This is a genomic window from Bradyrhizobium altum (assembly GCF_020889705.1).
Lineage (GTDB): Bacteria > Pseudomonadota > Alphaproteobacteria > Rhizobiales > Xanthobacteraceae > Bradyrhizobium > Bradyrhizobium altum.
The window spans coordinates 1-7,419 of the sequence record NZ_JACMYP010000353.1 but is presented as its reverse complement, the minus strand read 5'-3'; the positions used below and the strand labels follow the sequence as shown (position 1 = coordinate 7,419).

Below are 7,419 nucleotides of genomic sequence, written 5' to 3'. Positions count from 1 at the left end.
CGGCAATGCCGGCGAGCACCCCGCCGCGTTTCGCAAACGGATTTTGCCACCTGTTGAGGTCGGCCGGCGGCGCGGGTGAGGGAAGCGCCGCGGCCGCGACGGGCTGCTCGCCGCGCAGTCCCTTCAAAATGCGTTCCGGCGTGAATGGCGGCTCGCGAAAGCGGACGCCGGTCGCATCATAGATCGCATTGGCGATCGCAGCGGCACTCGGCACCGAGGCGGACTCGCCGACGCCGAGCGGCGGCTGGTCCTGCCGCGGCAGCATCAGGACGTCGATCGCAGGCAGATCGGGGAATTTGATGATGGGGTAGGCGCCCCATTCCCGCGCCGTGACTGCGCCGCGCTCGAAGGAGACCTCTTCCATCAGCGCGCGGCTGGTCGACTGGATGACGTTGCCTTCGATCTGGTGTCGCACGCCCTCCGGATTGATCATCAACCCGGAATCCTGGCCGGCGACGACGCGGGTCACGCTGACGTCGCCGGTCGCCTTGTTGACGGCGACGTCGGCGATCCATGCCGACCATGCCGCGCCGTAGCCGGGAAACTTGCTGTGCACGTAGAGCGCATAGGCAAAGCCGCGGCCGCGGACGACATCGCCCTCGGCCTCGGGCTCTTTCCACACCGGACGCGGCGTCCAGCCGGCGCGCTCGGCGACCGCGTTGACGAGATCGATCGCGCGCTTATCCCTGAGATAGCGCAGCCGGTATTCGATCGGATCGACCTCCGCCTCGGCGGCAAGCTCGTCGATATAGGATTCATGCGCGAACGTATTGGGCAGCGCCGAGACGCCGCGAAGCCATGAGGCGCGCACGATCGGCGGCATGTCGTTGGCGACGACGCGCATGTTGTCGTAGTCGTAGGGCGGGATCGCGGTGCGGTCGCCCATCTCGAACACGGCCGCTTCAGGTGCGATCCGCCCGGTGAGCAGCAGCGCCAGCGTAGGCGCGCCGTTGGAGGGATAGCGCGTAACGAAGTCGTAGCCAGCGACGCTGCCGTCGGCGTTGAGGCCGCCGTTGACGTCCATCAGCTGCGCGGTGCCCTTCGGCTCCCACGCGTGTTCCTGCTCGCGGGTCAGCTGGACGCGCACCGGGCGGCCGACCGCACGCGACAGCAGCAGCGCATCGGCGGAAACGTCGTCGGCGCAGTTGCGGCCGTAGCAGCCGGCGGCCTCCATCCTGACGATGTCGATCTCGGATTCCGGCCGCTGGATCAAAAGCGCCAGATCGCCGCGCAGGATGTGCGGGTTCTGCGTGCCGGACCAAACCCGGATCGCACCCTCGCTGCAATCGGCGACCGCGCAGGACGGGCCGATCGAGCCGTGCATCTGGTAGGGCCAGACGTAGGTCCGCTGCATCGGCTTGGTCGCCGCCTTGATCGCGGCGTCGACGTCGCCTCTGTCGATCAGTTGCCGCGGCGTCGAGGGATTGGCGCGCAGCGCCTTCTCGATGTCGGAAAGATCGGTCAGCGCCGGTCCGGGCTTCCAGCTCACCTTGAGCTGCGCGGCGGCCTTGATCGCGTTCTCCTCGCGTTCGGCGACGACGCCGACGAAGTCGCCGATCCGCACCACCGCGACAAGGCCGGGAACATCCCGCACCGAGGCTTCATCGACCGCGATCAGGCTGGTGCCGACGAACGGCCCGGCGTCGACGCCGGCATAGGGCGGGCGGACGACGCGGCCATGCAGCATGCCGGGCACGCGCACATCGTGGACATAGACGAGTTCGCCGGTGGCCTTCGCCGGCAGGTCGACGCGCGGCACCGACTTGCCGACGACGGAATAGGCGTCCACCGCCTTGACCGGAACGTCGTCGGCGAGTTCGAGCCGGATGGTCTCATCCGCGATCAGCTCGCCATAGCTGACGCTGCGGTTGTCGTGACCACGGATCAGGCCGTCCTCGATCGTGAGGTCGCCAGCCGGCAGTTCGAGCCGCTCCGCCGCGCGCGCGAGCAAAAAGTGCCGCGCCTGCGCGGCCGCCCTGCGCAAGGGAATGGCGGTGATCTGGATGGTCTCGCTTGCGATCGTCGCGCCCTGGTTCGGCACCACGGCGGTGTCGCCGAGGATCACGACCACGCGGGCAAAGGAGACGTCGAGCTCTTCGGCGACGATCTGCCCGAGCGCGGTGCGGATGCCGGTGCCGAGATCGACATGGCCGTTATAGGCACTGACCGAACCGTCGGCCGTGATGGTGACGAAGGTCTCGAACGCGCCTTCCGCGCCTAGCACGGCAGGGCGAACGACGGACAGCGAGCCGCGCATGCGTTGCTCCGAACCGGCCATCAATCGCGCGCCTCGAGCACGTGGCCGGCGGCACGCATCGCCGCGCGGATGATTTCGATATGCGCGCCGCAGCGGCAAAGATTGTAGCGCAGCGCTTCCAGCACCTCATGCTCGGAAGGATGGGGATTGCGCGTCAGCAGCGCCTTGGTGGTGATGATCATGCCGTTGAGGCAATAGCCGCACTGCGCGGCCTGTTCGCGAATGAACGCATCCTGCACCGGATCGGGATGCTCGCGTGTGCCGAGACCTTCGAGCGTGACGATGTTGCGCCCCGCGCAGCCTTCGATCGGAATCACGCAGGCGCGCGCGGCGACGCCGTCGATCAGCACCGCGCAGGCACCGCACTCGCCGAGCCCGCAGCCGTATTTCGGTCCGTTCAATGCGAGATCGTTGCGCAGCACGTAAAGCAATGCGGTGTCGGGAGCGGCGTCGACATCATGATTCCTGCCATTCACGGTCAGGCGCATCGCTCCGGTTCTCCCCTATATTTTGCGCTGCAATGTCAACGTCGATCGCCCGTGAGGATAACGTTTGTATACAAACGTGCAAGCGGCGGCATGCCGCGCTGCAGCGAGTGCACGCTTTATGAACAGGGTGCGCAAGCGAATGGCAGCGTTTGATTGCAAAGGCCGCTTGACAGGTCCCGGGCTCGCGCGCAGGATCATTCGTATACGAACGATATAGGCGGGGAGGCGGAAGCGCAGTATGATCGACCGCCACCACAAGTCCAGGCTTGGTCACGATGGCTGACACAATGACCGTCGCCGCCGGCGACAAGATCCGCTGCGATGCCTGTCCGGTGATGTGTTACATCAAGCCGGGCGCGGCTGGCGCGTGTGACCGGTACGCCAATCACGATGGCACGCTGGTGCGGGTCGATCCACATGTCGTGCTGGAGCGCACGGTCTCGCATGGCGGCAAGCTGGTGCCGTTCCAGGCGAGCGGCGACTGGGACGGCAAGATCGTCCGTCAGCCCGAACTCTTCGTCACCGCGATCGGCGCCGGAACCACTTATCCGGACTACAAGCCGGCGCCCTTCATCGTGTCGTCGGAGGTTGATGGCGTCGACATGGTCACCGTGGTGACCGAGGGCATTTTCTCCTATTGCGGCGTCAAGGTGAAGATCGACACCGATCGCTATCTCGGCCTGGAAACCGCTGTTGTCCGCGCCGACGGCGAGGCGGTCGGTCACGTCACGACCAGCGAATATGGCTCGCAGATGCTCTCGCTCGGCGGCGTGCATCATCTGACCGGCGGCTCCAAGAAAGAGGGCCGCGTCACCTGCGATACGCTGATGGATCTCTCCAACTGCAAGGCGGTAGAGCTGACCATCGACGGCGGCGCGACCGTGGTGGTGCAGGCGGGCAAGCCGCCGATCGTCAATGGCATGGCGGAAGAGCGGATGCGGGTCGGCTGCGGCTCGGCGACCATCGGCATGTTCGCCAAGCAGTGGCACGGCAAGGTCGACGAGGTCGTCGTGGTCGACGACCACATCACCGGGGTGCTCAGCGAGCACCAGGCCGGCAAGCTGCTCGACATCGCCGACACCGGCATCAAGATGAAGGGGCGCCGTTCGACACCCGGCCGCTACTTCCAGGTCGCCGATCCCGGCACGGGATGGGGCGGCACCAACGTCTCCGATCCGCTGTCGATCCTGGGTCCCTTCAATGCGAAGGAAGCGCGGCCGGGGCTCACCATGCTGATGGTCTCGACCACCGGCGAGCATGCTTCCTATTACGTGCTGGACGAAGCGCTGAAGCCAATCGAGACCGAGATGCCCGCCGACCTGAAATTCTCGGTCGAGCGCATCCAGGAGAATTGCGAGCCGGCGCTGTGCACCGTGTTGTTCATGGGCGGGGCCGGCGGATCGCTGCGCGCCGGCGTTACCGACAATCCGGTACGGCTGACTCGCTCGGTGAAGGACGCGCTGACGCGGGTGACCAGCGGTGGCGCGCCGGTCTATGTCTGGCCGGGCGGTGGCATCACCTTCATGGTCGATGTCACGCAGATGCCGGCCGGCGCCTTCGGCTACGTGCCGACGCCAGCGCTGGTGGCGCCGATCGAATTCACGATGCGGCTGTCGGATTACGCGGCGCTCGGCGGCCATATGGACTTTGTCCGGCCGCTGTCGTCGCTGCGGGACAGCGCCGAGGTCCGGCCGATGCCTCATCTTCCCGGGCGGCGCGCATGACGAGAGCGTTTTCCAGCGAAGTGGATACCGGTTCGCGCAAAGAAAACGCGTCAAAACAAGAATCTAGAGCCCCGTTCCGATTCCATCGGAACGGAAAAGGCTCGAGGCTTCCGCAAATCGCGCTTCTTCCTGACGGCAAGCGGCTGCATTTGCAGGACGGCCCCATTGATCTCATCGTCGAGGCCAAGGGCAGGGACGTGGACGTCGGCGCCGCCTATCAGGCCGCGGCGGAGCGCTTCACTGGCTTGCTCGACGAGCTCTGCGGCGAACTCGCCCTGCTGCGGAGCGCGGCCGATCCGCAGCACTGCGCACTGAAGGGCGTGGTCGCGCGGCGCATGCATGCGGCGGTCACGCCGTTTGCCACCGACTGCTTCATCACCCCGATGGCGGCGGTCGCGGGTTCGGTCGCCGAGGAAATCCTCGGCGCGATGCTGCAGACGGCAACGCTCGACCGCGCCTATGTCAACAATGGCGGCGACATCGCGCTGCATCTCGGCGATGGCGAACAGGTCACCGTCGGTCTGATGGACCGGCCGGACCGTCATGGCGTGATGCGCACCATGACCGTGGATAGCGACACGCCGGTCCGCGGTATCGCGACCAGCGGCCGCCATGGCCGCAGCTTTTCGCTCGGCATTGCCGATGCCGTCACCGTGCTGGCGCGGACGGCATCGCAGGCCGATGCCGCGGCGACCGTGATCGCCAATGCGGTCGATCTGCCGGGCCATCCTGCGATCCTGCGCGTTCCGGCAAGCGAGCTGCAGCCCGACAGCGACCTCGGCGCGCGGCTGGTGACGCGCGATGTCGGATCGCTCGCGGAACACGAGATCGAGCAGGCGCTCGAGGCGGGGGCGGCGCGGGCGCGCATGCTCCTGACGTCGGGATTGATCGAGGGCGCGGCATTGCGTCTACTGGGCGAAACGCGAATTGTCGGTGCAACTGGCAGCGGGACGCCGGCGTCGCACGCGTTTCAAAGAATAACGTCAGAAATCATGCTTCAGGCATGACCGGGAGCGAGGCAAGATGAGCGCCGTCATTCGCAAGATCGTCACCGTGGTCGAGGAGACCCATCTGGAGATGGGCAAGACCATCGCACCGCCGACTCGGCGTGCTGCCGCGATCGCCGTGATCGAAAATCCCTTTGCCGGCCGCTATGTCGAGGATCTGTCGCCGCTGATCGCGATCGGCGAGGAACTCGGCGAATTGCTTTCGAAGCGGGCAGTCGCCGCGCTCGGCATCGACGGCGCCAAGGCGCACAGCTACGGCAAGGCCGCCGCCGTCGGCGAGAATGGCGAGCTGGAGCATGCGGCCGCGATCCTGCATCCGAAGATGGGTGCGCCGGTGCGCAAGGTGCTTTCCAAGGGCGCGGCGCTGATCCCGTCGTCGAAGAAGCGCTCGGGTCCCGGCACCACGCTGGACATTCCGCTCGGGCACAAGGACGCCGCCTTCGTGCGCAGCCATTTCGACGGCATGGAGGTGCAGATCAACGACGCGCCGCGGGCCAACGAGATCATGGTCGCGGTCGCGGTCACCGACAGCGGACGCCCGCTGCCGCGCGTCGGCGGGCTGACGGTTGACGAGGTCAAGGGCGAAGACGGATTGCGATAATCTCTTTGAAGAAAAACTGGAGGACGGGATGCGTGGTTATTTCGTAGGGGCGGGATTGGCGATCGCGGTCGCGACCATGGCAACGAGCGCCATGACGACACAGGCGTTGGCGCAGAGCGAAGTCAAGATCGGCGAGATCAACTCTTACTCCTTGCTGCCGGCGTTCACCGAGCCCTATCGCAAGGGCTGGCAGCTTGCGGTGGAGGAGATCAATGCGGCCGGCGGCATCAAAGGCAAGAAGCTCGTCGTCATTTCCAAGGATGACGGCGGCAAGCCGGCTGATGCGCAGACCGCGGCCAACGAGCTGGTGTCGAGCGAGAACGTCGCGATGCTCACCGGCACGTTCCTCTCCAATATCGGCCTCGCCGTCAGCGACTTCGCCAATCAGAAGAAGGTGTTTTTCCTGGCGGCAGAGCCTTTGACCGACGCCATCACCTGGTCGAAGGGCAATCGCTATACGTTCCGCCTGCGTCCCTCCAACTACATGCAGGCGGCGATGCTGGTGGAGGAGGCGGCGAAGCTTCCCGCAAAACGTTGGGCGACGATAGCGCCGAACTATGAATACGGCCAGTCGGCAGTCGCGGTGTTCAAGAAGCTGATGTCGGAGAAGCGGCCTGATATCCAGTGGGTCGACGAGCAGTGGCCGCCGCAGGGCAAGATCGACGCTGGCCCGGTGGTGCAGGCGACTGCCGCGGCGAACCCGGAAGCGATCCTCAACGTCACCTTCGGCGCCGACCTCGTCAAGCTCGTGCGAGAGGGTAACACGCGCGGCCTGTTCAAGGGCCGCACGGTAGTGAGCTTCCTGACCGGCGAGCCGGAATATCTCGATCCGCTGAAGGATGAGACGCCCGAGGGCTGGATCGTCACCGGCTATCCCTGGTATTCGATCAAGACGCCTGAGCATGACGCGTTCCTGAAGGCCTACCAGGCCAAGTACAACGACTATCCGCGGCTCGGATCGATCGTCGGTTACCAGACCATCAAGGCGGCGGCGGCGATCCTCGCCAAGGCCGGCTCGAGCGATCCGGAGAAGCTGATCGCGGCGGCGGAAGGCATCTCGATGCCGTCGCCGTTCGGCGAGATCACCTTCCGCAAGATCGATCACCAGTCGACGTTGGGGGCCTTCACCGGCAAGACCGCGCTGAAGGACAGCAAGGGCATCATGGTGGACACGGCCTATCGCAAGGGCGCGGACTATCTGCCCGGCGATGCTGAAATCGAGAAGCTGCGGCCGAAGGATTGATTTCTCTTCTCCCTCGCCCCGCTCTTGCGGGGAGAGGGTCGGGGTGAGGGGCCCCGTCCTCGAAGGGTGTTCGTGGAGGCAGCCCCTCACCCGGATCGC

The 7,419-nt window shown here is 65.9% G+C and carries 6 protein-coding genes; 4 read left to right on the top strand and 2 right to left on the bottom strand.

Going from position 1 to position 7,419, the window contains the following annotated elements; translation table 11 throughout:
* Positions 1-2,257, bottom strand: a 2,257-nt coding sequence (locus tag H8B02_RS43155) for a xanthine dehydrogenase family protein molybdopterin-binding subunit (protein WP_229171838.1), incomplete at its 3' end; no start/stop codon positions are given.
* A 20-nt stretch (positions 2,258-2,277) separates the two neighbouring features.
* Complete coding sequence (locus H8B02_RS43150; RefSeq protein ID WP_229171836.1) at positions 2,278-2,745, bottom strand: (2Fe-2S)-binding protein; 468 nt, start codon at positions 2,743-2,745, stop codon at positions 2,278-2,280.
* A gap of 275 nt (positions 2,746-3,020) precedes the next feature.
* Between H8B02_RS43150 and H8B02_RS43145 the strand changes: the two genes are divergently transcribed.
* Genes H8B02_RS43145 through H8B02_RS43130 form a run of 4 tightly spaced genes read left to right on the top strand, consistent with a single transcriptional unit; the run spans position 3,021 to position 7,320 of the window.
* Complete coding sequence (locus H8B02_RS43145; RefSeq protein WP_229171834.1) at positions 3,021-4,469, top strand: 6-hydroxynicotinate reductase; 1,449 nt, start codon at positions 3,021-3,023, stop codon at positions 4,467-4,469.
* Positions 4,466-5,476, top strand: a complete 1,011-nt coding sequence (locus tag H8B02_RS43140) for a UPF0280 family protein (protein ID WP_229171832.1) — start codon at positions 4,466-4,468, stop codon at positions 5,474-5,476. Before H8B02_RS43145 ends, H8B02_RS43140 begins: the two co-directional genes overlap by 4 nt.
* Positions 5,477-5,492: 16 nt before the next feature.
* Entirely contained in the window at positions 5,493-6,077 is a 585-nt protein-coding gene (locus tag H8B02_RS43135; protein WP_029078203.1) for an amino acid synthesis family protein, read from the top strand.
* Between the two features lie 28 nt (positions 6,078-6,105).
* Positions 6,106-7,320 (top strand): ABC transporter substrate-binding protein, encoded by a 1,215-nt coding sequence (locus H8B02_RS43130; RefSeq protein ID WP_229171831.1) that lies wholly within the window; start codon positions 6,106-6,108, stop codon positions 7,318-7,320.
* Positions 7,321-7,419 lie beyond the last annotated feature (99 nt).

Bases quoted from the DNA above. Each gene is read 5' to 3' on its own strand.
- H8B02_RS43150 (WP_229171836.1), bottom strand. From the start codon at position 2,745: ATGCGCCTGACCGTGAATGGCAGGAATCATGATGTCGACGCCGCTCCC.
- H8B02_RS43145 (WP_229171834.1), top strand. From the start codon at position 3,021: ATGGCTGACACAATGACCGTCGCCGCCGGCGACAAGATCCGCTGCGAT.
- H8B02_RS43140 (WP_229171832.1), top strand. From the start codon at position 4,466: ATGACGAGAGCGTTTTCCAGCGAAGTGGATACCGGTTCGCGCAAAGAA.
- H8B02_RS43135 (WP_029078203.1), top strand. From the start codon at position 5,493: ATGAGCGCCGTCATTCGCAAGATCGTCACCGTGGTCGAGGAGACCCAT.
- H8B02_RS43130 (WP_229171831.1), top strand. From the start codon at position 6,106: ATGCGTGGTTATTTCGTAGGGGCGGGATTGGCGATCGCGGTCGCGACC.